Here is a 22,561-nt window from a genome sequence, read left to right as displayed (position 1 = left end):
ATGGCGATCCTGGCGGCGGCTGAAACAGGCGCGTCAGAAAAGAGTGATAAAAGTGGGAGCCGGTAGAGGAGGGGCAGGGGCGGAAGTGCCGGTTGCGCCGCCGGCAATGTACGCATCTCCGATCAATTGCGGCAAAATCGCGCAATTTTTCGCAGTTATGTTATGGATGCCCGTTTCAGAAATGCCGAATTTGCTTTTCGAGCCTGATTTTTCCTCTTACACTATTAAGACCCTGTTGAAATCTGATGTGCAGCCAGTGCAAGTGGTGGGGCCATCTTAGCTGTGAAAAATCTGACCGGGGGCCTGATCATGGTGAACGTAGACACAAAGCTTTTAGTGATCTTCACCGAGCTGCTGAGCAAGCGTAATGCCACCTACGTGGCTGAAAAGATGCACATGACCGCGCCGGCGGTCTCGCATTCGCTGGGCAGGCTGCGCGAAATCTTTGACGATCCACTCTTTATCCGCGTCCCGCACGGGCTGACGCCGACGCCGCGCGCGCTCGAGCTAGGCCCCAAGATCCGCGACATGCTGGACCTGTGGTCGTCGATCAACGAAGGCGACGCGGACAACTTCGATCCGGCCACCGCCACCGGCACGCTGAGCATCGGCTTTGCCGCGGAACTGGGCGATACGGTGTTCAACCGTTTCGTGCTGCGCATCAAGGCGCTGGCGCCGGACCTGCATATCAAGCTGGTCGAGTCCCATTCGTGGGAAACCGATGTGGCGTCGATGCGCGCCAATGAACTCGACCTGGCATTCTCGCCGTTCCCGACCCGCCATCCGGAAATCGTCGAGGAAATGGTGACGTCGCTGAACCTGTGGGTATGCGCGCGCAAGGACCATCCGGTGCTGAAGGGCCACTGCACGCTCGAGCAATACCTGGACTGCGGCCATATCTTCATGGCGCATTCCGGCGGCTCGGGCCGGCCGGCACCGTCGCTGATCCCGCTCGACTACGCACTGCAGCAGCGCGGCCTGAAGCGCAACGCCTCGCTGACGGTACATTCGTGGCGGGCCCAGGCCGAACTGGCCTCGCAGACGGACATGATCTTCACCGTCAATGCGCTGACCAAGGACATGGCCTGTGAAACCTACGGCCTGAAGGCCTTCCCGCTGCCGGCGGAGCTGAACACCACGCTCGGCCTGAACATGTTCTGGCACCGCAGCCGCAACACCCACCCGATGCTGGTGTGGGCGCGTGGCCTGTTCCGCCAGGTGGTGGGCGAGTTCGTCGGCCTGCCGCAAGCACGCCCCGCCCGGGTGGTAAGCGATCAAGACTTGCAGGACCTGCAGGCTCGCTGACCTGCGGCGGCAAGCCCCCAACAAAAAACCGGCGCCTGGCGCCGGTTTTTTGTTGCTCCGTCTGCGCTCCGGCAAGGGAGCGAGCGGTTGCTTATCGTTTGGGTCTGTGGGGACAGTTTGTTTTGGTGCAGTTGCCGTACAGCGACAACGCGTGTTCCTGCAGGGTAAAGCCGCGCTCGCGCGCAATGCTTTGCTGGCGCTGCTCGATCTCGGAATCGAAGAATTCCTCGACCCGGCCGCAATCCAGGCACACCAGGTGGTCGTGGTGCTTGCCTTCGTTGAGCTCGAAGATGGCCTTGCCGGACTCGAAGTTGTTGCGCGACAGCAGGCCGGCCTGTTCGAACTGGGTCAGCACGCGGTAGACGGTGGCCAGGCCGATATCCATATGCTCGTTGAGCAGGATGCGGTAGACGTCTTCCGCGCTCAGGTGTCGCTGTTCGCTGGTCTGAAAAATTTCAAGAATCTTCAGCCTGGGCACGGTCGCCTTCAGGCCGATATTCTTGAGGTCCGCCGGACTCGGCATGTGGGTGACTCCCTAGAGTACAATGTCTGGATAGTTGAATCATAAGGGTTTTGGCAGCAAAAGTCGCTCGTGCCGACGATGTCCAGAGGTCGGCATCGCGCGCCCGGCAAGCTTGCCGACCCATGTGGTTGCGGCGGCAGATGCCATCCGCTCGTGTGTTGCAATCGGCGCATTTTGCGCCGTTTTCATGCCCGCGCAGCCCGATCTCTGCCGCGTTACTTTTCTTTCCCTCCGGAAACGAGATCCATGCGTTCTATCCGTTCGTCCGCCATGCGTCCGACGCTGGTTGTCTCTTTGCTGGCCGCGGCCCTGCTGGCCGGCGCCTGCTCGGCCTACGATTCCACTTCGCGCAAGGTAGCCAACGCCATCACGCCGTACCGGATCAACATCGTGCAGGGCAACTTCGTCTCGCGCGAGGCCGCTTCGCAGCTGCGCGAAGGTATGACCCGCGACCAGGTCAAGTTCCTGCTCGGCACGCCGCTGCTGACCGACGTGTTCCACGCCAACCGCTGGGATTATGTGTTTTCGTTCCGCCGCGGCAATACCTCGGTGGTGCAGCAGCGCCGCTACACGGTGTTCTTCGACGGCGACCGCCTGGTCAAGTTTGGCGGCGACGAACTGCCGTCCGAATACGAGCTGATCGCCGAGATCGACGGCATGAAGAAGGCGCTCAAGGAGCAGACGCCGGGCAAGATCTCCACCAGCAGCGCCGCGGCTCCGGCCCCGGCCCTGGCCGAGCCGCAGACCACGGTCGAGAACTTCGTGCCGCGGCAGGCGCAGCAGCAGCCGGAAGCGTCCGGCGCTCCCGCACAACCGGCGCAAGCGGCCCAGCCCGCCGCCGAAGCGCCGGCGCCGGCCCAGGCCACCGCGCCGGCCGACGCGGCCAGGCCCGCCGCCAACTGATCGATCACGCGCGCGCGCCGCGGCGCGCTGCTGGTTTTCCGGGCCGGCCAGGCATGGCCGGCTCGTTCCTCTTTCGCGCACCGCGCATATTCCGCAGAGCCAGACACCATGAACATCGCCATTGCAGGCGCAGCGGGCCGCATGGGCCGCATGCTGATCGAACAAGTGCTGAACACCGACGGCGTGAAGCTGTCGGGCGCGCTCGACGTGCCGGGCTCGCCGGCGCTGGGCCAGGATGCGGGCCTGTTCCTGGGCCGCAATACCGGCGTGGCGATCACGGCGGACCTGGAAGCCGGCCTGGCCGGCGCAGACTGCCTGATCGACTTCACCCGCCCGGAAGGCACGCTGGCGCACCTGGCCGCGGCAAAGCAGAAGGGCATCAAGATGGTGATCGGCACCACCGGCTTCGACGAGGCCGGCAAGGCCGCGCTGGCCGAGGCCGCCAGATCGATCGGCATCGTTTTTGCCGCCAACTTCAGCGTCGGCGTCAATGCCACCTTCAAGCTGCTGGAAGTCGCGGCCAAGCTGCTGTCGAGCGGCTATGACATCGAGGTGATCGAGGCCCACCACCGCTTCAAGGTCGACGCCCCGTCGGGCACCGCGCTGAAAATGGGCGAAGTGATCGCCGATGCGCTGGGACGCGACCTGAAGACCTGCGGCGTGTTCGCGCGCGAAGGCCATACCGGCGAGCGCGATCCGGGGTCGATCGGCTTTGCCACCATCCGCGGCGGCGATATCGTCGGCGACCACACCGTGATGTTCGCCGGCATCGGCGAGCGCATCGAGATCAGCCACAAGTCGTCGAGCCGCCAGTCGTATGCCGACGGCGCGGTGCGCTCGGCCCGTTTCCTGGCCGACAAGCCGACCGGGCTGTTCGACATGCAGGACGTGCTGGGCCTGAAGTAAGGCCGCCCGGGGCGGCCAGCGCTGCCGCCACGGTTATAATCGATTGCTTTAGCATTGCACGCCGGGCGGGCGCCCACACTGGCCCCCGCCGCTTTCCTTCGAACGAATCTTCCCGGATGCCGGCAGGCCAGTTGCCGCGCAGACGCTGTCCTTGACCGCTGTCCCGACCATGCAAGACAAATACCTTCCTTCCGCCGTTGAACAAGCCGCCCAGCAGCACTGGCAAGCCATCGACGCCTATCGCGTGTCGGAGCATGCGGCCGGGCCCGACGGCAAGGAAAAGCCCAAGTTCTACGCCTGCTCGATGCTGCCGTACCCGTCGGGCAAGTTGCACATGGGCCACGTGCGCAACTACACCATCAACGACGTGATGGCGCGCTACCTGCGCATGAACGGCAACAACGTGCTGATGCCGATGGGCTGGGACGCGTTCGGCATGCCGGCGGAAAACGCCGCGCTGAACAACGGCGTGGCGCCGGCCGCCTGGACCTACGACAACATCGCTTACATGAAGAAGCAGATGCAGTCGATGGGCCTGGCGATCGACTGGTCGCGCGAGGTGGCCACCTGCAGCCCGGACTACTACCGCTGGAACCAGTGGCTGTTCCTGAAGATGCTGGAGAAGGGCATCGCCTACCGCAAGACCGGCACCGTCAACTGGGACCCGGTCGACCAGACCGTGCTGGCCAACGAGCAGGTCATCGACGGCCGCGGCTGGCGCTCGGGCGCGGTGGTCGAAAAGCGCGAGATCCCGATGTACTACCTGCGCATCACCGATTATGCGCAGGAGCTGCTGGGCGACCTGGACCAGTTGGGCTGGCCCGAGCGCGTCAAGGTGATGCAGCAGAACTGGATCGGCAAGAGCGTGGGCGTGCGCTTCGCCTTCACCCACGACATCCCGGGCGAGGACGGCAAGCCGATCAACGACGGCAAGCTCTACGTCTTCACCACGCGCGCCGACACCATCATGGGCGTGACCTTCTGCGCGGTCGCCGCCGAGCACCCGCTGGCCACGCACGCCGCGCTGAACAACCCGGAACTGGCCGCCTTCATCGACGAATGCAAGCACGGCTCGGTCATGGAAGCCGACATGGCGACCATGGAGAAGAAGGGCATGCCGACCGGGCTGCAGGTGGTGCACCCGCTCACCGGCGACAAGGTCGACGTTTGGGTCGGCAACTACGTGCTGATGAGCTACGGCGACGGCGCCGTGATGGGCGTGCCCGCGCACGACGAGCGCGACTTCGCCTTCGCCAACAAGTACAAGCTGCCGATCCGGCAGGTGATCGACGTCAAGGGCCAGCCGTACTCGACCGAAGCCTGGCAGGAGTGGTACGCCGACAAGGAAAACGGCACCTGCATCCATAGCGGCAAGTACGACGGCCTGGGCTACCAGGCCGCGGTGGAGGCGATCGCCGCCGACCTGGGCGCGATGGGCCTGGGCGAGAAGAAGACCACCTGGCGCCTGCGCGACTGGGGCATCTCGCGCCAGCGCTACTGGGGCACGCCGATCCCGCTGATCCACTGCGACAGCTGCGGGGTGGTGCCGGTGCCGGAGCAGGACCTGCCGGTGGTGCTGCCCGAAGACCTGGTGCCGGACGGCACCGGCAATCCGCTGGCCAAGGATCCGCGCTTCCTGCAGTGCAGCTGCCCGTCGTGCGGCAAGCCCGCGCGCCGCGAGACCGACACGATGGATACCTTCATCGATTCGTGCTGGTACTACATGCGCTATACGTGCCCGGACGCGGCCACCATGGTCGATGCCCGCAACGACTACTGGATGCCGATGGACCAGTACATCGGCGGCATCGAACACGCGATCCTGCACCTGCTGTATGCGCGCTTCTGGACCAAGGTCATGCGCGACCTGGGCCTGGTCAAGTTCGACGAGCCGTTCACCAACCTGCTGACCCAGGGCATGGTGCTCAACGAGACCTACTACCGCGAAGACGCCGCCGGCAAGAAGACCTGGTACAACCCGGCCGAGGTCGACCTGCAGACCGACGAGCGCGGCCGTCCGGTGGGCGCCACGCTGATCGCCGACGGCCAGCCGGTGGTGATCGGGGGGGTCGAGAAGATGTCGAAGTCCAAGAACAACGGCATCGACCCGCAGGCGCTGATCGACCAGTACGGCGCCGACACCGCGCGCCTGTTCGTGATGTTCGCTGCGCCGCCCGAGCAGCAGCTGGAGTGGAGCGGTTCGGGCGTGGAGGGCGCGTCGCGCTTCCTGCGCCGCGTGTGGAACTACGGCTATGCCAACGCCGCCGCGATCCGCGACGGTGCCGCCGGCGCGCCCGGCGCGGACGATGCCGAGCTGCGCCGCGAGATCCACGGCGTGCTCAAGCAGGCCAACTATGACTACCAGCGCATCCAGTACAACACCGTGGTGTCCGCCACCATGAAGATGCTGAACGCGCTGGACGACGCCAAGACCGCGTCGCCGGCGGCGCGCCGCGAATGCTTTGGCATCCTGCTGCGCGTGCTGTACCCGGTGGTGCCGCACATCACCCACGGCCTGTGGGAGCAGCTGGGCTATGCCGCCGAGGCCGGCGACCTGCTCGACGCCCCTTGGCCGCAGGTCGATGAAGCCGCGCTGGTGCGCAGCGAGATCGAGCTGGTGCTGCAGATCAACGGCAAGGTGCGCGGCAGCATCACCGTGCCCGCCGACGCCGACCGCGCCGCGATCGAAGCCACCGCCGCCGCCAGCGAAACCGTGGCCAAGTTTGCCGAGGGCAAGGCGCCCAAGAAGATCGTGGTGGTGCCCGGCCGCCTGGTCAACGTGGTGCTCTGACATTGCCGTCGGCCCGCCGGAACCTGACAAAGGAATCGCCAACCATGAAGCGACTGAACCTGGGACGCCGCAAGCTGCTCGCGGCCCTGCTGGCAGTGCCGGCCACGGGCCTGCTGGCCGGCTGCGGCTTCCATCTGCGCGGCAACTCGGACTTCGCCTTCAAGCGGCTGTATATCGGCATCCCGCCCAACTCGCTGATGGGCGCGGACCTGCGCCGCGCCATCCGCGGCGGCTCGGACACCCAGGTGGTGGCCGACCAGAAAGAGGCCGACGCGCTGCTGGACGTGCTGCAGGACACCCGCACCAAGTCCATCCTGTCGATCACGACCGAGGGCGTGGTGCGTGAATACCGCCTGACCCAGCGCTTCACCTTCCGCCTGCGCGACCCCGCCGGCAAGGAACTGATCGCGCCGTCGCAGCTGGTGCTGACGCGCGACCTGACCTACAACGAAGCCAATACGCTGGCCAAGGACTACGAAGAGCAGCAGCTGTACCGCGACATGCAGCGCGACATCGTGCAGCAGCTGATGCGCCGGCTCGCCGCCGTCAAGGCGATCTGAGCGCGCGGGCAGGCTGACGGCATGCAGCTCAAGCTCGACGGGCTCGACGCGCACCTGCGCCAGGCCAAGGCCAAGGGGCTGGCGCCGCTGTACGTGGTGCATGGCGACGAGCACCTGCTGGTGCTTGAAGCGGCCGACCGCCTGCGCGCGGCGGCGCGCGAAGCCGGCTTCTCCGAACGCGAGGTGCTGGTGGCCGAGCGCGGCTTCCACTGGGGCCGGCTGGTCGAGGCGCAACAGTCGATGTCGCTGTTCGGCGACCGCAAGATCGTCGAGCTGCGCATTCCCTCGGGCAAGCCCGGCAAGGATGGCGGCGAGGCGCTGCGCGCCGTGGCCGCGCAGCCGTCGCCCGACGTGGTGATGCTGGTGACGCTGCCGCGGCTGGACTTTGCCGCGTCCAAGTCGGCCTGGTTCCAGGCGCTGGAAGGCGCCGGCGTGTCGATCAAGGTCGACAGCGTCGACCGCACCCGCTTGCCGGCGTGGGTCGGCGAGCGGCTGGCGCTGCAGCAGCAGCGCGTGCAGGGCGGTGAGCCCGGACGGCGCGCATTGCAGTTCATTGCCGACAAGGTCGAGGGCAACCTGCTGGCGGCGCACCAGGAAATCCAGAAGCTGGGCCTGCTGTACCCGCCCGGCGAACTCAGCTTCGACCAGGTCCACGACGCGGTGCTGAACGTGGCCCGCTACGATGTCTTCAAGCTATCGGAATCGATGCTGTCGGGCGACGTGCCGCGGCTGGTGCGCATGCTCGAAGGGCTGCGCGGCGAGGGCGAGGCCACGGTGCTGGTGCTGTGGGCGCTGACCGAGGAAATTCGCGTATTATCCAAGGTCCGGCAAGGGCTGGCGGCGGGCAAGCCGGCGGGCGTGCTGATGCGCGAACTGCGCGTCTGGGGCCCGCGCGAGCGGCTGGTGCCGCAGGCCGCGCAGCGCCTGTCGCAGCCCCGGCTGGAAGCAGCCCTGGCGCTGGCCGCGCGGCTGGACCGCCAGGTCAAGGGCCTGCAGGACCTGCCGCCGCCAGGCGCCGCGCCGCTGCCGGCCGAGCCGTGGGACGGCTTGCAGCAGCTGGCGCTGATGATTGCGCGCTGAAGCGTCGATCGCTGAATGTTTGCTCCCCTCTCCCGCCTGCGGGAGAGGGGCCGGGGGTGAGGGCAGGCGGTGAGTCTTGCGATATCGCCCGTTGAGGCTCTGGCCCTCTCCCCCAACCCCTCTCCCGCGCGCGGGAGAGGGGAGAAACACACACACTGACGGCCTTCCCCCCGGCCACTGACATGACCGAGTTCGACCTCAACCAATACATGGACCGCGTCGGCCGCCAGGCCCGCGCCGCGTCGCGCGCGATGGCGCGTGCCTCCACCGCCGACAAGAACCGTGCGCTGCTGACCATTGCCGCGGCGATCCGCCGCGATGCCGGCAAGCTCAAGGCCGTCAACGCGCGCGACGTCGAGCGCGCCCGCGCCAACGGCCAGGACGCCGCCTTCGTCGACCGCCTGACCCTGTCGGACAAGGCCATCGACACCATGGCGACGGGCCTGGAGCAGATCGCCGCGCTGGCCGACCCGATCGGCGAGATCTCGAACATGAAGTTCCGTCCGACCGGCATCCAGGTGGGACAGATGCGCGTGCCGCTGGGCGTGATCGGCATCATCTACGAGTCGCGCCCCAACGTGACCATCGACGCCGCGGCGCTGTGCCTGAAGTCGGGCAACGCCACCATCCTGCGCGGCGGGTCCGAGGCGATCGAATCCAACACCGCGCTGGCGGCGCTGGTGGCCGAGGGCCTGTCCGCGGCCGGCCTGCCGCCCGAGGCGGTGCAGGTGATCGAGACCACCGACCGCGCCGCGGTCGGCCGGCTGATCACCATGACCGAGTACGTCGACGTGATCGTGCCGCGCGGCGGCAAGAGCCTGATCGCGCGGCTGATGGAAGAAGCGCGCGTGCCGATGATCAAGCACCTGGACGGCATCTGCCACGTCTATATCGACGCTGAAGCCGACCTGGACAAGGCCGTGCGCGTCTGCGACAACGCCAAGACCCAGCGCTACGCGCCGTGCAACACCATGGAAACGCTGCTGGTGTCGCGGGACATCGCCGCCGCGGCGCTGCCGCCACTGTGCCGCATCTACCAGCAGAAGGGCGTCGAGCTGCGCGTGTGCCCGGCCACCCGCGCCACGCTCGAAGCGGCGGGCTTCGGCGGCCTGGTCGATGCCACCGCGGAAGACTGGCGCCTGGAATACCTGGCCCCGATCCTGGCCATCAAGACCGTCGCCGGCCTCGATGAAGCCATCGCGCATATCAACGAATATGGCTCGCACCATACCGACTCGATCATCACCGAGAACTACTCGGCGGGCATGCGCTTTATCCGCGAGGTCGATTCGGCCAGCGTGATGATCAATGCCTCGACCCGCTTTGCCGATGGCTTCGAGTACGGGCTGGGCGCGGAGATCGGCATCTCCAACGACAAGCTGCATGCGCGCGGGCCGGTCGGGCTGGAAGGGCTGACCTCGCTCAAGTACGTGGTGTTCGGGCACGGCGAGATCCGGACCTGATGTCGGACCTGAAGCCGGCCCGTCAACAACAATAACCTCCGCAAGCCAAGGTCTGTCCGCCGATGCTCTGGGTCAAAGCGCTGCATATCGTCTTCGTCGTTTCGTGGTTCGCCGGCCTGTTCTACCTGCCGCGCATCTTCGTCAACCTGGCGATGGAAACCGATGCCGCCAGCACGCAGCGCCTGCTGCTGATGGCGCGCAAGCTGTTCCGCTTCATGACCATGCTGGCCGTGCCGGCGGTGGTATTCGGGCTGTGGCTGTACCTGGGCTATGGCATCGGCCGCGGCGCAGGGCAAGGGTGGATGCATGCCAAGCTGGCGCTGGTGCTGGTGCTGATCGGCTACCACCACGGCTGCGGCGTGCTGCTGCGCAAGTTCGAGGCGGGGCGCAACGCGCGCTCGCACAAGTTCTATCGCTGGTTCAACGAGCTGCCGGTGCTGGTGCTGCTGGCGGTGGTGATCCTGGTCGTGGTCAAGCCGTTCTGAGGCTGGCCTCTTTTATATTGCTGCCTGATTCCGTCGCGGATACCAACATGAGCAAGCTGGTCGACTACTACCTGACGCCGCAATCGCCGTACGTCTACATGGGCCATGCCCGTTTCAGCGACATCGCCGCGCGCCACGGCGCGCAGGTGAACCTGAAGCCGTGCGATCTCGGCAAAGTGTTCTCGGTCTCCGGCGGGCTGCCTCTGGCGCAGCGCCCGCCGCAGCGGCAGGCGTACCGGCTGGTCGAACTCAGGCGCTGGAGCGCGTTCCTGAACATCCCGCTGAACCTCGAGCCGACGTTCTTCCCGGTGTCCGGCGACGCCGCCAGCAAGCTGATCATTGCCGCCCAACTGGCGCACGGCACCGCGCGCGCGATGGCACTGACCGGCGCGATCGGCGCGGCGGTGTGGGCGCAGCAGCGCAATATCGCCGATGCCGCCACGCTGGCGCAGATCGCCGACGAGACCGGCCTCGATGGCGCCGGCCTGCTCAAGGCCAGCGAGGCGCAGTCGGTGCAGGCTGCCTATGCGCAGAACACGCAGGACGCGATCTCGGCCGGCGTGTTCGGCGCGCCGTGGTACGTGTTCGACGGCGAGCCGTTCTGGGGCCAGGACCGCCTCGACTTTCTCGAGCGCGCACTGGCCGCGGCCTGACCTAAGCTACTGATACTTCCCCGTCCGCCACGGCGGACGTTTTTGTTTGCAGGAATCCCTCTCATGACCCAAGCCTTCTTTGCCCCTTGCCCGCGCGGCCTGGAGAGCGCGCTCGCCGAAGAGCTGCGCGAGATCGCCGCGATGCCGGGCATGGCCGCGCTGGCACCGTTCGCGGTGCACCAGGAAGTGCCGGGCGGCGTCAACTTCTCGGGCGAGATGGCCGCCGCCTATGCGGTCAACCTGCATTCGCGCATTGCCAGCCGGGTGCTGATGCGCGTGGCCGCGCGCGGCTACCGGCACGAGGACGACATCTACACGCTGGCGCGCGGGGTGCGCTGGGAGCAGTGGTTCTCGCCCGACGAGTCGCTGCGCGTGGACATTACGTCGCACAAGTCGCCGCTGCGCAGCCTCAATTTCACCGCGCTGCGGGTCAAGGACGGCGTCTGCGATGCCATGCGCGAGCGGATGGGCGCCCGGCCGAGCGTCGACACCGTCAGCCCGGATGTGCGTATCTACGCCCACCTGACCGAGCGCGACTGCACGCTGTATCTCGACACCACCGGCGAGCCGCTGTTCAAGCGCGGCTGGCGCACCGAGAAGGGCGAGGCGCCGCTGAAGGAAAACCTCGCGGCCGGCATCCTGCGACTCGCGGGCTGGGTTCCGGGCCAGACCTTCCGGCCGTTCTACGACCCGATGTGCGGCAGCGGCACCTTCCTGGTCGAGGCCGCGCAGGTGGCGCTGGGCATCGCGCCGGGCGGCAGCCGCAGCTTTGCCTTCGAATGGCTCAAGGGCATGGACACCAAGGCCTGGCAGAAGCTGAAGTCAGACGCGCAGCGCGCGCGCATGCTGGCCTCGGCCGATGAGCTGCAGGTGGTCGGTTCCGACATCTCCACCGACATGCTGGCGATCACGCGCGCCAACTGGGAACGTGCCGGCCTGCCGGGCGAGGCGCGCACCAAGCAGGTGGACGCACGCTTCGTGCAGCCGCCGTTTGACGAGCCGGGCCTGTTGCTGATGAATCCGCCGTACGGCGAGCGCATTGCGGTGCGCGGGCAGCGCCGCGTCCCGGAAGACGAGCAGCCGCGCGACGAGGTCGAAGAGGCCGCCGCCAACCAGTTCGCCAGCGCCTTTGCCACCACCCTGAAGCAGCATTTCGCGGGCTGGCAGGCGTGGGTGTTCACCGGCGACCTGGGCTTCCCGCGCCGGCTGCGGCTGAAGGAATCGCGCCGCACGCCGCTGTACAACGGCAATATCGAGTGCCGGCTGTTCCGTTTCGACATGGTGCGCGGCGCCAACCGGGCGCCGCAGGCGGACTGACCCCGGCCACGCGCCGGCGTTGTGGCGTCAGGGGCGCTTGCGCCCCGTCAGCGCGTCCGGATTGCGGCTGAAGTCCGCCAGGAAGCTCTGCAGGCTGACCACCGGCTCCTGCAGCAGGTGGCGCGGCAGGTCGAACAGCGCGTAGAAGAATTCTTCCCTGCCTTCGCAGCGCTCGGCCGGCAGGCAGTATTGTTCCCAATCGACGCAGGCCGGCGTGTACATGCCGTTGCCGGGCCAGAAGAACGGCACCAGCCGGCCTTCGCGCAGGCCTTCGATCAGCGCGGCGGGGGCATCGTAGGCCTCGGCCGACTCCACCTGCGTCAACAGTCCGGCGCGGGTCTCGATCACCATCAGGGTGGCGTGGCCCTGTGCGGTCAGCAGCAGGATGCCGGCGGGATTGGGGTACAGGTAGTACTCGACAAAGCCGTAGCGCGCGGTCAGCTGGCGCACGCGCTCGGTCATGGCCGGATCGGACAGGAACGAGAACGAATGCCGCGTCAGCAGCTCGCGCAGCGTGCGCGACAGCGTGGCGAAATACGCCTGCTGCATCGCCTCGATTTCCTGGTCCAGCCGCTCCACCATATTGCTGTCGTGCTTTTTCACGTAGCGGTCGATCAGCCCGTGGTTGAAGCCTTGCACCGCGATGCTTTCATCGGCGGTGCCGGTCAGCAGGATGGTCTTGCACGGCAGGTCCTGCAGCGCCTGGCAGAATTCCAGGCCGTCCATCTGCGGCATCGAATAGTCGACCACCACCACGCCGGCCTGCAGGAAGCGGTTGACGTCGTGGATCTGGCGGTAGATGCGGTCGATGTCGAGCTGGACCGTGCGGCGCTCGGTCAGGAAGGTCAGGTCGTCGTGGGTCACGCGCACCGGCAGGAAGCCCGGGAAGCGGGTGGCGTAGGCTTCGCGGATCCACTGCAGCGCTTCGCGCGGATCGGTGAAGGTGATCACCCCGCGCGCGGCATCCATCTGGAACGCCAGGCTGTCGATGAAGGACTTGCTGTCATCCACAAGGACAGTCAGGACCGGGTGATGGAAGACCGACAGATTCCTGTCGTGCGGATTGAAGGTCATTGGAGCGGCGGGCAGGAGTTGGCACCGGCATGGCGCAAGTGGCAAGCCAGCGTGCGTATTCGCAGGCCAGTATAGCGCGCCATGGCTGCCTTGCAAGGCACGCCTTGTGGCCGGGGCTGCCCGCGGCGGGTCGTGAGGGGAGGCCGGCCCTTGCTACAGCAGGGCCGGCGGGCGAGGGCCCGCGCCCTGGGGCGCGGGCCGGACCGGCGGTGCGATCTTAGTCGACCGCCTTGAACATGTCCTCAACCACCTTCTTGGCGTCGCCGAACACCATCATGGTCTTGTCCATGTAGAACAGCTCGTTGTCCAGCCCGGCGTAGCCGGCCGCCATCGAGCGCTTGTTGACGATGATGGTCTTGGCCTTGTACGCCTCCAGGATTGGCATGCCCGCGATCGGCGACTTGGGATCGGTCTTGGCCGCCGGGTTGACCACGTCGTTGGCGCCCAGCACCAGCACCACGTCGGCCTGGCCGAACTCGCTGTTGATGTCTTCCATCTCGAAGACCTGGTCGTACGGCACCTCGGCCTCGGCCAGCAGCACGTTCATGTGGCCCGGCATGCGGCCCGCCACCGGGTGGATCGCGTACTTGACGGTCACGCCCTTCTCGGACAGCTTCTCGGTCAGTTCCTTGAGCGCGTGCTGCGCGCGCGCCACCGCCAGGCCGTAGCCGGGCACGATGATCACGGTTTCGGCGTTGCCCATCAGGAAGGCGGCGTCGTCCGCCGAGCCCGACTTGACGTTGCGCTGCGCCTGCGCGCCGGCGGCTGCGCCAGCCGACGCATCGCCGCCGAAGCCGCCCAGGATCACGTTGAAGAACGAGCGGTTCATCGCCTTGCACATGATGTACGAGAGGATCGCACCGCTGGATCCCACCAGCGAGCCGGCGATGATCAGCATCGGGTTGTTCAGCGAGAAGCCGATGCCGGCCGCAGCCCAGCCCGAGTACGAGTTCAGCATCGACACCACCACCGGCATGTCGGCACCGCCGATCGGGATGATGATCAGCACGCCCAGCACGAAGGCGATCGCCAGCATCACCAGGAACGGCAGCCATTCCTGCGTCATGAAGAAGGCGATGCCGAAGCCGACCATGGCCACCGCCAGCGCCAGGTTCAGCATGTGCTGGCCGGCGAACACCACCGGCGCGCCCTGGAACAGGCGGAACTTGTAGCGCCCGGCCAGCTTGCCGAAGGCGATCACCGAGCCCGAGAACGTGATCGCGCCGACGAAGCAGCCGATAAACAGCTCGATGCGGTTGCCCAGCGGGATCAGGTGCGAGCCGGCCGGGCTGATGCCGAACGCCGCCGGCTCGGCCACTGCCGCCACCGCGATGAACACCGCAGCCAGGCCGATCAGCGAGTGCATTGCCGCGACCAGCTCCGGCATCTTGGTCATCTGCACCTTGCGCGCGACGTAGGCGCCGATGCCGCCGCCGACCACCAGCGCCGCGAAGATCAGCGCGATGCCGGTGCCCACCGACGACTGGGCCGTGCCCGCGGCGAGGAATTCATTCTTGAGCTTGATGATCAGCACCAGCGTGGTGACCACCGCGATGGCCATGCCGATCATGCCGAAGGCATTGCCCTTGCGCGCCGAGGCCGGGTGCGACAGCCCCTTGAGCGCCTGGATAAAGCAGACCGAGGCCACCAGGTAGAGCAGGGTGACGAGGTTCATGCTGACAAGGCCCGCCATCACGCGCCCTCCTTGGCCAGTGCCGGCTTGGCCTCGGGCGCCTTCGCCTTCGGTTCCTTCTTCTTGAACATCTCCAGCATGCGCTGGGTCACCAGGAAGCCGCCGAACACGTTGACCGCGGCCAGTGCCACCGCCAGCGTGCCCATCACGCGCCCGACGCCGCCTTCGGTCAGGCCCGCGGCGAGCATGGCGCCGACGATGATGATGGCCGAGATCGCGTTGGTTACCGCCATCAGCGGCGTATGCAGGGCCGGCGTGACCGTCCAGACCACGTGGTAACCCACGTAGATCGCCAGCACGAAGATGATCAGGTTGATCACCGTGTGGTTCACCATCTCCATCGACTTCTCCTCCGTTGCTTTGAAACCGGGATGCTGCGTGTTGCTGTGATTGTTCTGTGCAGTATTACGGTGGGGCACGCCAACGGCCATTGGCTCAATACGGCCTATCGCGTGCTCCCTCTCCCGCTTGCGGGAGAGGGGCGCAAGGCGTCAGACCTTCTTGATTTCCTTGATGCCGTTCTTCTCGTTCACCAGGATGACCTTGGGCTTGTAGGTGGCGATTTCCTCGTCGGTCATCGGCGCGTAGGTGCAGATGATCAGCTGGTCGCCCAGGTGCGCGCGGCGCGCGGCGGCGCCGTTCAGCGAGATCTCGCCGCTGCCGCGCTCGCCCTTGATGATGTAGGTGGAGAAGCGCTCGCCGTTGTTGACGTTGTACAGCTCGATCTTCTCGAACTCCTTCATGTCGGCAGCGTCCAGCAGGTCCTGGTCGATGCCGCACGAACCCTCGTAGTTGAGGTCCGCCTGCGTCACGGTGACGCGGTGGAGCTTGGCGCGGAGCATGATGCGTTGCATGGGTGATACGTCCTTATATCTGAAGCGAAAGCAGTGGGCGCGCTGCGCCCGTTGGAGTTACGCCGCCTCGCGCACGACCTGGCCGTCCCTGCACATCAGGCAGGCGGCGACGATGTCGTCCTCGAGGTTGAGCGTGAACTGGCCGTCCTTGTCGACGACCAGCTTGAGGAAGTCCAGCACGTTGCGGGCGTAGAGCGCCGAGGCGTCGGCCGCGACCATGCTGGCGAGGTTGGTATGTCCGACCAGGATCACGCCGTTGTGGTTGACCACCTGGTCGGCCACCGTCAGCGGGCAGTTGCCGCCCTGCGCGGCGGCCAGGTCCACCACCACCGAACCTGGCTTCATTTGCGCCACGGTCGCTTCCTGCAACAGCACCGGCGCCTTGCGGCCCGGGATCAGCGCGGTGGTGATGACGATGTCGGCCTGGATTGCGCGCTGGTGCACCAGCTCGGCCTGGCGCTTCATCCAGTCCGGAGGCATCGGGCGCGCGTAGCCGCCTACGCCCTGCGCGATCTCGCGCTCTTCGTCGGTCAGGAACGGCACGTCGAGGAACTTGGCGCCGAGCGATTCGATCTGCTCCTTGACCGCAGGGCGCACGTCGGACGCCTCGATCACCGCGCCCAGGCGCTTGGCGGTGGCGATCGCCTGCAGCCCGGCGACGCCGGCGCCGAGGATCAGCACGCGCGCGGCCTTGACGGTGCCGGCGGCGGTCATCAGCATCGGCATGAAGCGCTGGTAGTGGTGCGCGGCCACCAGCACGGCCTTGTAGCCGGCGATATTGGCCTGCGACGACAGCACGTCCATGCTCTGCGCGCGCGTGGTGCGCGGCGCGGCTTCCAGCGCGAACGCGGTGATGTTGGCGGCCGCCATGCGCGCGTTGTTGTCGGCATCGAAGGGATTGAGCATGCCCACCAGCACCGCGCCGGGCTTCATCTGCGCCAGCTCGGCGGGCTCCGGTGCGCGCACCTTCAGCACCAGTTGCGCGCCGAGCGCGTCGGCGGCGCTGCCGATGGTGGCGCCGACCGCCTCATACGCGCCGTCGGGCTGGCTGGCGCCCAGGCCGGCGCCGGCCTGGATCACCACCTTGTGGCCCTGGGCGACGTATTTCTTGACGGTCTCCGGGGTGGCGGCGACGCGAGTCTCGCCGGCCCGCGTCTCCTGCGGGATGCCGATGTACATCGTCAATTTCTCCTTTAGCTGGCGTCTTGTCTGGTTGGGCGGACCGACGTCTGGCCCGTGCGCGCTGCCGGACCGGGTTAAGCCGCAGCGCACAATTTTTCCGCAGCTTACAGGAATCTGACTGGCTATGGTGACCGGTTGGTCGGCTTTTGCCGGACCTGGAACCAGGGCTCCGGTGTCCCCCCGCGGCGCTGCACGATGGGCCCGCAACCGGTAGAATGCGGGATTGCCTAAAAATTGAGCATCATGCCAAGTGACTGGAATGCCAGCGTGACCGTTGCCGCCGTGATCGAACGCGGCGGCCGGTTCCTGCTGGTGGAAGAGGAAACCGCCGACGGGCTGCGCCTGAACCAGCCTGCGGGGCACCTGGATCCGGGCGAAAGCCTGATCCGCGCCGTGATCCGCGAAACCCTGGAAGAAACCGCCCACACCTTCGAGCCGCGCGCGCTGCTGGGCTGCTACATGGGGCGTTCGCTGTCGTCGCGCACCGGCGGCGACGTGACCTACGTGCGCTTCGCCTTTACCGGGGACCTCGGCTCGCTCGACGCCGGCCGCCAGCTCGACACCGGCATCGTGCGCACGGTCTGGATGGGCGCCGACGAGCTGCGCGCCTGCCCGGAGCGGCATCGTTCGCCGCTGGTGATGGCGTGCGTCGACGACTACCTGGCCGGCAAGCGCTTTGCGCTGGATGCGCTGTACACGCACCCGTCGGTGCTGCAGGCGGGGGCCCAGTCGTGAGCGGTGCCGCAAAGCGTGTCGTGGTGGGGATGTCGGGCGGGGTCGATTCGTCGGTCACCGCATGGCTGCTCAAGCAGCAGGGCTACGAGGTCATCGGCCTGTTCATGAAGAACTGGGAAGACGATGACGACAGCGAATACTGCTCCACCCGCCAGGACTGGCTCGACGTGGTCTCGGTGGCCGACCTGATCGGCGTCGACGTCGAGGCGGTCAACTTCGCCGCCGAATACAAGGACCGCGTCTTCGCCGACTTCCTGCGGGAATACTCGGCCGGCCGCACGCCCAACCCGGATGTGCTGTGCAATGCCGAGATCAAGTTCAAGGCCTTCCTGGACCACGCCATGTCGCTTGGCGCGGAAACCATCGCCACCGGCCACTATGCGCGCGTGCGCCAGAACGCGGCCGGCCGCTTCGAGCTGCTCAAGGCGCTCGACCATACCAAGGACCAGAGCTACTTCCTGCACCGGCTGAACCAGGCGCAGCTGTCGCGCACGCTGTTCCCGCTGGGCGAGATCCCGAAGACGCGCGTGCGCGAGATCGCCGCCGAGATCGGCCTGCCGAACGCGAAGAAGAAGGACTCGACCGGCATCTGCTTTATCGGCGAGCGTCCGTTCCGCGATTTCCTGAACCGCTACCTGCCCACCAAACCGGGGCCGATGAAGACGCCCGAGGGCAAGGTGGTCGGCGAGCATATCGGCCTGGCGTTCTATACGCTGGGGCAGCGCAAGGGCATCGGCCTGGGCGGCAGCCGCGACGGCAATGGCGACGCCTGGTATGTCGCGCGCAAGGACATGGCGAACAATACGCTTTACGTGGTGCAGGGCCACGATCATCCGTGGCTGCTGACGCCGGTGCTGACCGCGTCGGACCTGTCCTGGGTGGCCGGCGAGCCGCCCGCCGCGGGCGCGGCGATGGCGGCCAAGACCCGCTATCGCCAGAGCGATGCCGCCTGCACGGTGCAGGCGGTTGACGCGCAGGCGCTGACGCTGTCGTTCGCCGAGCCGCAATGGGCGGTCACGCCCGGGCAGTCGGCGGTGCTGTATGACGGGGATGTCTGCCTGGGGGGCGGGATCATCCAGTAAGGACCCGGTAAACCCACACCACAGCCCGAAAAACACCCGCGCCAGGCGGGTGTTTTTCATCCGGGGCTAGGCGTCAGCCGCGCGGTGGCTCGGTATCGATGAACGACTGCCGCTTCGATAGCTTTTCTTCAAGCGCGGCCAGGTTCGGATGGCGCTCGCGCCAGGCGATCTCCGGGAAGCGGAAGTCCAGGTAGGACAGCGCGCAGCCCACCGCCACGTCGGCCAGCGAGTAATGCGTGCCGGTGCAGAACGGGCGGTCGGCCAGGCCGTGGGCCATGGCCACCAGTGCCGCATCGATCTTGCCGCGCTGGCGCTGCACCCAGCGCTCGCTGCGTTCGTGCGGCTCGCGCTGGGTGGCCTCCAGGCGCACCAGCAGCGCGGCGTCGAGCAGGCCGTCGGCCAGCGCTTCCCAGCAGCGCACTTCCAGGCGCTCGCGCCCGCCCTGCGGGATCAGCCGGCTGACCGGCGTCAGCGTGTCGACATACTCGACGATCACGCGCGAATCGAAGATCGCGCCGCCGTCTTCCATTACCAGGCACGGCACCTTGCCCAGCGGGTTGTACTGGCCGATCCGGGTTTCAGGCGACCAGACGTCCTCTTCGATCAGCTGGCACTCGATCTTCTTCTCCGCCATCACCACGCGCACCTTGCGCGCGTACGGACTGGTCCGGGATGCATACAGCTTCATGTTCTCCCCTTGAGCTTGTTATGAAGTGCATCGTCGCTCGGTGGCAGCGCGGCGGCGGGGAGGCAGCGATGGCTTGCCCGATGCACTTCATAACAGGCTACTGGAACGGCGTGCGCGAGTATACCCGCGGCGCATGGCGAATGCGGGCTCGCGCACCGATGCCCCGCGGCCGCGCTTTGCCGCTGCCCGGAGCGGGGGCAGGGGTGGTAAAATCGCGCGTTGCGCAGCGCCGGCCGCCCGCCGATGCGGCGTTTCGGGCTCATCGCCCCGTCGGCGCTCGCCAGCGCCGCCAGCCCCCGCGGCGCCCCTTGTTCGCCTTCTTCTATTCCTCCCTTTCCCGGTTTCCAGCATGACCTCCTCCTCGCTTTCGCCGCTCACCGCCCTGTCCCCGATCGATGGCCGTTACGCCGCCAAGGCCGATGCGCTGCGCGAATGGCTGTCCGAGGCGGCCTTCATGCGCAACCGCGTCAAGGTCGAGGTGCACTGGCTGATCGCGCTGGCGCAGGCCGGCCTGCCCGACATGCCGAAGTTCTCGGCCGCGTCCGAGGCCGCGCTGCTGGCGCTGGTCGACAAGTTCAGCGAGTCCGACGCCGCCCGCATCAAGGAAATCGAGGCGGTCACCAACCATGACGTGAAGGCGGTCGAGTACTGGCTCAAGGAGCAGGTCAAGGGCAACGCCGAACTGGAAGCCGCCAGCGAGTTCATCCACTTCGCCTGCACCTCGGAAGACATCAACAACACCTCGCACGGCATGATGCTCAAGGGCGCGCGCGAGGGCGTGGTGGTGCCGGCGCTGAAGCGCGTGCACGCGCGCCTGGTCGAGCTCGCCAGGCTCAATGCCGCCCAGCCGATGCTGTCGCGCACCCACGGCCAGCCGGCCAGCCCGACCACGCTCGGCAAGGAAATGGCCAACGTCGCCGCGCGCCTGGCGCGCGCGATCCAGCGCATCGAGCAGGTCGAGCTGCTGGGCAAGATGAACGGCGCCGTGGGCAATTACAACGCCCACCTGTCGGCCTATCCCGCGTTCGACTGGGAAGCGTTCTCGAAGCAGGTCATCGAAACCCGCCTGGGCCTGACCTTCAACCCGTACACCATCCAGATCGAGCCACACGACTACATGGCCGAGCTGTTCGACGCGATCGCCCGCGCCAACACCATCCTGCTCGACCTGAACCGCGACGTCTGGGGCTATATCTCGCTGGGCTACTTCAAGCAGAAGACCAAGGCCGGCGAAATCGGCTCGTCGACCATGCCGCACAAGGTCAACCCGATCGATTTCGAAAACTCGGAAGGCAACCTGGGCCTGGCCAACGCGGTGCTGCGCCACCTGTCCGAGAAGCTGCCGGTGTCGCGCTGGCAGCGCGACCTGACCGACTCGACCGTGCTGCGCAATATCGGCGTGGCCTTCGGCTACAGCCTGCTGGCGTACGAGGCCTGCCTGCGCGGCCTGGGCAAGCTCGAGACCAACCCCGAGCGCCTCGACGAAGACCTCGACAACTGCTGGGAAGTGCTGGCCGAGCCGGTGCAGACCGTGATGCGCCGTTTTGGCGTGCCCAATCCGTACGAGCAGCTCAAGGAGCTGACCCGCGGCAAGGGCATCTCGCGCGAAGCGCTGCAAACCTTCATCAACGGCCTGGCGATCCCCGACGATGCCAAGAAGCTGCTGCTGGAGATGACGCCCGCCAGCTATATCGGCAAGGCCGTGACGCTCGCCGAGCGCATCTGACGCCACTTTTATGGCTGCCAGACTGGCGGCGCAAACGGAAAGCCATCCCTCGGGATGGCTTTTTTGCTTTTTTCGGCATGCTGGACCGCAGGCGCTGCGCCGTTGTGACGCTTGCGCCAGAATGTCGCTTCAAAGCATTTGAATAACTTAATGAAGGACTGTCCTGCACCGGCGCACATCCGGCCGCAATAATGCGAGAATCGTCAGCGCACGGGCGGGTGGATCCGGCCCTTGCCTTCCCCAAAATTGTGAAACGCCCGTGTGCGGGCAAGAGGAATCCGATGCGTTCTACCGCCACTGCCCCCGCCGGCTACGGTGCCACCGCGATCGCCCTGCACTGGCTGGTGGCGCTGGCCATCTTCGCCGCTTTCGGGCTGGGCCTGTACATGACCGGCATTCCGGGGCTGACGCCGACCAAGCTCAAGCTGTACTCCTGGCACAAGTGGCTGGGCGTGACGATCTTCGCCATCGCCGTGCTGCGCGTGCTGTGGCGCGCCACCCACGCCGCGCCGCCGGTCGCGCCCGGCACCCCGGCGTGGCAGGCCAGGGCGGCGGCCGGGGCCCACCACCTGCTGTACCTGCTGATCGTGATCGTGCCGATCAGTGGCTACCTGTACAGCTCGGCCGCGGGTGTGCCGGTGGTCTACCTGGGCCTGTGGAAAATGCCGGCGCTGATCGAGAAAAGCGATGCGCTGAAGGAAGTGCTGAAGTTCACCCATATCTGGCTGAACTACCTGATGGCCGCGGTGGTCGTTGTCCATGCGGCGGCGGCGGTGAAGCACCAGTTTGTCGACCGTGACGGCACGCTGGGCCGGATGCTGCCGTTCCTGCGCTGAGCCTGGCGCGCCAACCATTTTCGTTCCGCGGCGCGCCTGCGCCGTCCCTGACAGGAGTTTTCCCCGATGAAAAGCAATTCCCGCCGCGGCTCGGCAACTCTCCGCGCCACCCTGGCCGCCGTGCTGGCCGCCACCGGCATCGCCGCCAACCTGGCCTGGGCCCAGGTCGACGCCGCCAAAAGCTCGGTCACCGCGGTGGCACGCCAGATCGGCGTGCCGATGGAAGGCAAGTTCAGGAAGTTCGACGCCAACGTCAGCTTCGACCCCGCCAAGCTGGCGACATCGACGGCCAAGATCGAGATCGACGTGGCCAGCTTCGAGATCGGCGATGCCGAGACCACCAGGGAAGTGAAGGGCAAGGACTGGTTCGACGCCGCCAAATACCCCAAGGCGGTGTTCCAGTCGACCAGCATCAAGAACGGCACGCCGGGCAAGTACGACGTGGCCGGCAAGCTGACCATCAAGGGCAAGACCGTGGACGTGGTGGTGCCCGCCACCTACCGCCAGGAGGGCGGCGCGCAGGTGTTCGAGGGCGCGCTGCCGATCAAGCGCACCGCGTTCAATATCGGCGACGGCGAATGGAAGGACACCTCCGTGGTCGCCGACGATGTCCAGATCAAATTCCGTATCGTGCTGGCCAAGAAGTAAGGCCGGCATTCCGCTGACGTACCCCAGGACCTACCTGAACCGCTCCATCCCAACCCT

General features: G+C 66.8%; 22 protein-coding genes. 15 read left to right on the top strand and 7 right to left on the bottom strand.

All coding sequences use genetic code 11. From position 1 onward, the window contains the following. The first annotated feature begins 309 nt into the window (after positions 1–309). The gene (locus A2G96_RS19575; RefSeq protein ID WP_062802249.1) at positions 310–1,305 is read left to right on the top strand and encodes a LysR family transcriptional regulator; all 996 of its coding nucleotides are present in this window, start codon (positions 310–312) and stop codon (positions 1,303–1,305) included. 91 nt (positions 1,306–1,396) lie between these two features. Here the strand turns inward: A2G96_RS19575 and fur are convergent, their stop codons facing one another. Then, on the bottom strand, positions 1,397–1,828 hold the full coding sequence (gene fur / locus A2G96_RS19570; protein ID WP_012353845.1) for a ferric iron uptake transcriptional regulator: 432 nt from the start codon (positions 1,826–1,828) through the stop codon (positions 1,397–1,399). A gap of 246 nt (positions 1,829–2,074) precedes the next feature. On the opposite strand from fur, the gene A2G96_RS19565 reads away from it, so the two are divergent. The 9 genes from A2G96_RS19565 to A2G96_RS19525 all read left to right on the top strand — a co-directional run bounded on the left by A2G96_RS19565 (position 2,075) and on the right by A2G96_RS19525 (position 11,986). Beyond that, on the top strand, positions 2,075–2,731 hold the full coding sequence (locus A2G96_RS19565; RefSeq protein WP_062801709.1) for an outer membrane protein assembly factor BamE: 657 nt from the start codon (positions 2,075–2,077) through the stop codon (positions 2,729–2,731). Positions 2,732–2,839: 108 nt separating this feature from the next. Next, entirely contained in the window at positions 2,840–3,637 is a 798-nt protein-coding gene (gene dapB / locus A2G96_RS19560; RefSeq protein ID WP_062801708.1) for a 4-hydroxy-tetrahydrodipicolinate reductase, read from the top strand. 169 nt (positions 3,638–3,806) lie between these two features. Then, entirely contained in the window at positions 3,807–6,428 is a 2,622-nt protein-coding gene (gene leuS, locus A2G96_RS19555) for a leucine--tRNA ligase (protein WP_062801707.1), read from the top strand. Positions 6,429–6,472: 44 nt separating this feature from the next. After that, on the top strand, positions 6,473–6,988 hold the full coding sequence (locus A2G96_RS19550) for an LPS-assembly lipoprotein LptE (protein WP_062801706.1): 516 nt from the start codon (positions 6,473–6,475) through the stop codon (positions 6,986–6,988). Positions 6,989–7,009: 21 nt separating this feature from the next. Then, positions 7,010–8,068, top strand: coding sequence for a DNA polymerase III subunit delta (gene holA / locus A2G96_RS19545; RefSeq protein ID WP_062801705.1), 1,059 nt, complete (start codon positions 7,010–7,012; stop codon positions 8,066–8,068). Positions 8,069–8,250: 182 nt separating this feature from the next. After that, complete coding sequence (locus A2G96_RS19540; RefSeq protein WP_062801704.1) at positions 8,251–9,531, top strand: glutamate-5-semialdehyde dehydrogenase; 1,281 nt, start codon at positions 8,251–8,253, stop codon at positions 9,529–9,531. A gap of 62 nt (positions 9,532–9,593) precedes the next feature. Beyond that, positions 9,594–10,016: a CopD family protein gene (locus A2G96_RS19535; RefSeq protein ID WP_035817206.1), complete on the top strand. Its 423-nt coding sequence runs from the start codon at positions 9,594–9,596 to the stop codon at positions 10,014–10,016. A 47-nt stretch (positions 10,017–10,063) separates the two neighbouring features. Continuing rightward, positions 10,064–10,669 carry a 2-hydroxychromene-2-carboxylate isomerase gene (locus A2G96_RS19530; RefSeq protein WP_062801703.1) on the top strand — a complete coding sequence of 202 codons (606 nt, stop codon included), beginning with the start codon at positions 10,064–10,066 and terminating at the stop codon, positions 10,667–10,669. A 63-nt stretch (positions 10,670–10,732) separates the two neighbouring features. After that, entirely contained in the window at positions 10,733–11,986 is a 1,254-nt protein-coding gene (locus A2G96_RS19525) for a THUMP domain-containing class I SAM-dependent RNA methyltransferase (protein WP_062801702.1), read from the top strand. 27 nt (positions 11,987–12,013) lie between these two features. Here A2G96_RS19525 and A2G96_RS19520 read toward each other — a convergent pair whose 3' ends face one another. The 5 genes from A2G96_RS19520 to A2G96_RS19500 all read right to left on the bottom strand — a co-directional run bounded on the left by A2G96_RS19520 (position 12,014) and on the right by A2G96_RS19500 (position 16,786). Further along, positions 12,014–13,060, bottom strand: coding sequence for a response regulator (locus A2G96_RS19520; protein ID WP_062801701.1), 1,047 nt, complete (start codon positions 13,058–13,060; stop codon positions 12,014–12,016). A gap of 217 nt (positions 13,061–13,277) precedes the next feature. Beyond that, entirely contained in the window at positions 13,278–14,753 is a 1,476-nt protein-coding gene (locus A2G96_RS19515) for an NAD(P)(+) transhydrogenase (Re/Si-specific) subunit beta (RefSeq protein ID WP_062801700.1), read from the bottom strand. After that, entirely contained in the window at positions 14,753–15,094 is a 342-nt protein-coding gene (locus A2G96_RS19510) for an NAD(P) transhydrogenase subunit alpha part 2 (RefSeq protein ID WP_035817213.1), read from the bottom strand. Before A2G96_RS19510 ends, A2G96_RS19515 begins: the two co-directional genes overlap by 1 nt. 150 nt (positions 15,095–15,244) lie before the next feature. Next, the gene (panD, locus tag A2G96_RS19505; protein ID WP_012353832.1) at positions 15,245–15,607 is read right to left on the bottom strand and encodes an aspartate 1-decarboxylase; all 363 of its coding nucleotides are present in this window, start codon (positions 15,605–15,607) and stop codon (positions 15,245–15,247) included. A 57-nt stretch (positions 15,608–15,664) separates the two neighbouring features. Next, a complete protein-coding gene (locus tag A2G96_RS19500) occupies positions 15,665–16,786 on the bottom strand; it encodes a Re/Si-specific NAD(P)(+) transhydrogenase subunit alpha (RefSeq protein WP_062801699.1) in 1,122 nt (373 codons plus the stop codon). 246 nt (positions 16,787–17,032) lie between these two features. On the opposite strand from A2G96_RS19500, the gene A2G96_RS19495 reads away from it, so the two are divergent. Then, positions 17,033–17,524 (top strand): NUDIX hydrolase, encoded by a 492-nt coding sequence (locus A2G96_RS19495; protein WP_062801698.1) that lies wholly within the window; start codon positions 17,033–17,035, stop codon positions 17,522–17,524. Continuing rightward, positions 17,521–18,606, top strand: coding sequence for a tRNA 2-thiouridine(34) synthase MnmA (gene mnmA / locus A2G96_RS19490; protein WP_062801697.1), 1,086 nt, complete (start codon positions 17,521–17,523; stop codon positions 18,604–18,606). Before A2G96_RS19495 ends, mnmA begins: the two co-directional genes overlap by 4 nt. A 73-nt stretch (positions 18,607–18,679) precedes the next feature. Here the strand turns inward: mnmA and A2G96_RS19485 are convergent, their stop codons facing one another. Continuing rightward, complete coding sequence (locus A2G96_RS19485; RefSeq protein WP_062801696.1) at positions 18,680–19,294, bottom strand: glutathione S-transferase C-terminal domain-containing protein; 615 nt, start codon at positions 19,292–19,294, stop codon at positions 18,680–18,682. A gap of 349 nt (positions 19,295–19,643) precedes the next feature. Here A2G96_RS19485 and purB point away from each other — a divergent pair, with 349 nt between their 5' ends. From purB to A2G96_RS19470, 3 genes are all read left to right on the top strand, one after another. After that, positions 19,644–21,020 carry an adenylosuccinate lyase gene (purB, locus tag A2G96_RS19480; RefSeq protein ID WP_062801695.1) on the top strand — a complete coding sequence of 459 codons (1,377 nt, stop codon included), beginning with the start codon at positions 19,644–19,646 and terminating at the stop codon, positions 21,018–21,020. A gap of 281 nt (positions 21,021–21,301) precedes the next feature. Further along, positions 21,302–21,856 (top strand): cytochrome b, encoded by a 555-nt coding sequence (locus A2G96_RS19475; protein WP_062801694.1) that lies wholly within the window; start codon positions 21,302–21,304, stop codon positions 21,854–21,856. Positions 21,857–21,922: 66 nt separating this feature from the next. Further along, positions 21,923–22,504 carry a YceI family protein gene (locus A2G96_RS19470; protein WP_062801693.1) on the top strand — a complete coding sequence of 194 codons (582 nt, stop codon included), beginning with the start codon at positions 21,923–21,925 and terminating at the stop codon, positions 22,502–22,504. The last annotated feature ends 57 nt before the right edge of the window (positions 22,505–22,561 follow it).

The organism is Cupriavidus nantongensis, assembly GCF_001598055.1.
Classification (GTDB): domain Bacteria; phylum Pseudomonadota; class Gammaproteobacteria; order Burkholderiales; family Burkholderiaceae; genus Cupriavidus; species Cupriavidus nantongensis.
Note: the sequence above shows the minus strand (reverse complement) of the source record. Positions and strands in the feature narration are given on the sequence as shown.

Coding starts and splice junctions, on each gene's coding strand:
- A2G96_RS19575 (WP_062802249.1), top strand. CDS start 310: ATGGTGAACGTAGACACAAAGCTTTTAGTGATCTTCACCGAGCTGCTG.
- fur (WP_012353845.1), bottom strand. CDS start 1,828: ATGCCGAGTCCGGCGGACCTCAAGAATATCGGCCTGAAGGCGACCGTG.
- A2G96_RS19565 (WP_062801709.1), top strand. CDS start 2,075: ATGCGTTCTATCCGTTCGTCCGCCATGCGTCCGACGCTGGTTGTCTCT.
- dapB (WP_062801708.1), top strand. CDS start 2,840: ATGAACATCGCCATTGCAGGCGCAGCGGGCCGCATGGGCCGCATGCTG.
- leuS (WP_062801707.1), top strand. CDS start 3,807: ATGCAAGACAAATACCTTCCTTCCGCCGTTGAACAAGCCGCCCAGCAG.
- A2G96_RS19550 (WP_062801706.1), top strand. CDS start 6,473: ATGAAGCGACTGAACCTGGGACGCCGCAAGCTGCTCGCGGCCCTGCTG.
- holA (WP_062801705.1), top strand. CDS start 7,010: ATGCAGCTCAAGCTCGACGGGCTCGACGCGCACCTGCGCCAGGCCAAG.
- A2G96_RS19540 (WP_062801704.1), top strand. CDS start 8,251: ATGACCGAGTTCGACCTCAACCAATACATGGACCGCGTCGGCCGCCAG.
- A2G96_RS19535 (WP_035817206.1), top strand. CDS start 9,594: ATGCTCTGGGTCAAAGCGCTGCATATCGTCTTCGTCGTTTCGTGGTTC.
- A2G96_RS19530 (WP_062801703.1), top strand. CDS start 10,064: ATGAGCAAGCTGGTCGACTACTACCTGACGCCGCAATCGCCGTACGTC.
- A2G96_RS19525 (WP_062801702.1), top strand. CDS start 10,733: ATGACCCAAGCCTTCTTTGCCCCTTGCCCGCGCGGCCTGGAGAGCGCG.
- A2G96_RS19520 (WP_062801701.1), bottom strand. CDS start 13,060: ATGACCTTCAATCCGCACGACAGGAATCTGTCGGTCTTCCATCACCCG.
- A2G96_RS19515 (WP_062801700.1), bottom strand. CDS start 14,753: ATGGCGGGCCTTGTCAGCATGAACCTCGTCACCCTGCTCTACCTGGTG.
- A2G96_RS19510 (WP_035817213.1), bottom strand. CDS start 15,094: ATGGAGATGGTGAACCACACGGTGATCAACCTGATCATCTTCGTGCTG.
- panD (WP_012353832.1), bottom strand. CDS start 15,607: ATGCAACGCATCATGCTCCGCGCCAAGCTCCACCGCGTCACCGTGACG.
- A2G96_RS19500 (WP_062801699.1), bottom strand. CDS start 16,786: ATGTACATCGGCATCCCGCAGGAGACGCGGGCCGGCGAGACTCGCGTC.
- A2G96_RS19495 (WP_062801698.1), top strand. CDS start 17,033: ATGCCAAGTGACTGGAATGCCAGCGTGACCGTTGCCGCCGTGATCGAA.
- A2G96_RS19485 (WP_062801696.1), bottom strand. CDS start 19,294: ATGAAGCTGTATGCATCCCGGACCAGTCCGTACGCGCGCAAGGTGCGC.
- purB (WP_062801695.1), top strand. CDS start 19,644: ATGACCTCCTCCTCGCTTTCGCCGCTCACCGCCCTGTCCCCGATCGAT.
- A2G96_RS19475 (WP_062801694.1), top strand. CDS start 21,302: ATGCGTTCTACCGCCACTGCCCCCGCCGGCTACGGTGCCACCGCGATC.
- A2G96_RS19470 (WP_062801693.1), top strand. CDS start 21,923: ATGAAAAGCAATTCCCGCCGCGGCTCGGCAACTCTCCGCGCCACCCTG.